2 protein-coding genes are annotated in these 832 nt (G+C 32.7%); both read right to left on the bottom strand.

All coding sequences use genetic code 11. The features are described 5' to 3' along the window. Positions 1-175: 175 nt before the first annotated feature. A complete protein-coding gene (locus ACH0AK_RS14905) occupies positions 176-442 on the bottom strand; it encodes a hypothetical protein (protein ID WP_499797084.1) in 267 nt (88 codons plus the stop codon). Between the two features lie 15 nt (positions 443-457). After that, positions 458-739 (bottom strand): hypothetical protein, encoded by a 282-nt coding sequence (locus tag ACH0AK_RS14900; RefSeq protein WP_499797083.1) that lies wholly within the window; start codon positions 737-739, stop codon positions 458-460. Between the last annotated feature and the right edge of the window lie 93 nt (positions 740-832).

Here is an 832-nt window from a genome sequence, read left to right as displayed (position 1 = left end):
TGACCGGCCTTTTGCATTTTATAGATTTTCATTTCGACAGCTTTTAGGGAACGATCTAATTTTTTAGCCATTTCTTTTATATTCAGTACTTGATTTGTTTCTGCTAAAAGTGCATATCTTTTGATATAAGATATTTCTTTTGTTGTCCAAGGCTTCAATGAATACTCACCACCTTTCAACGTTCACGTCGATAATACATTTCTATGTGCCAATGTGAACTTAGAAAAAATACATTTTTAAATTCCATAATGTTTCGTGTTTCATAGATGCCTTGCTTAATTTTCACCCTTTCTTTTTCGGCTTTATTTGTACCTCTGATGTTTCCAAATCGTTTTAGAAATTTGACCTTGAATTCTTCAAAATCCGAACAAGAAAATTCAAGGAGGTCAGGAAAATTAAGGTAAGGACTTCCACCTACAACTTTGATTTTGAAATACGTCACTTTCTTCTCTCCTTTTCAAACAGCTTCGATTTTTGGAAAAGTATCTTTGAACTTTTTCCAATTTAATTCTGCACCATTGTGAAGTCCGTTGTGATTGCTAAGGACCACATTTTCGCTTACTGTTTCTAGTCCTCTCATAAGATATCGATCAATATAAATCTGTTCCGGAGAATCTTCATACCATCTCAATCGAGTTTTAAAACGATCGTGTGTGCCTGTGATATCCAACTTTAAAAATTCACCTGTTTCACAATCTGAAGTTTCTACAAAACCGTATGCTAATAATTTTTTCTTCATCTTTTTTCTATCCTTTTATAAAATGGCAAAAATAACTGACAACAAAATGACATTTAAAAATAAACTGATATAGCAAAGCGCTTGTAGTTGACG

The sequence above is a fragment of the Enterococcus pernyi genome (assembly GCF_045371165.1).
GTDB lineage: Bacteria > Bacillota > Bacilli > Lactobacillales > Enterococcaceae > Enterococcus_B > Enterococcus_B pernyi.
Note: the sequence above shows the minus strand (reverse complement) of the source record. Positions and strands in the feature narration are given on the sequence as shown.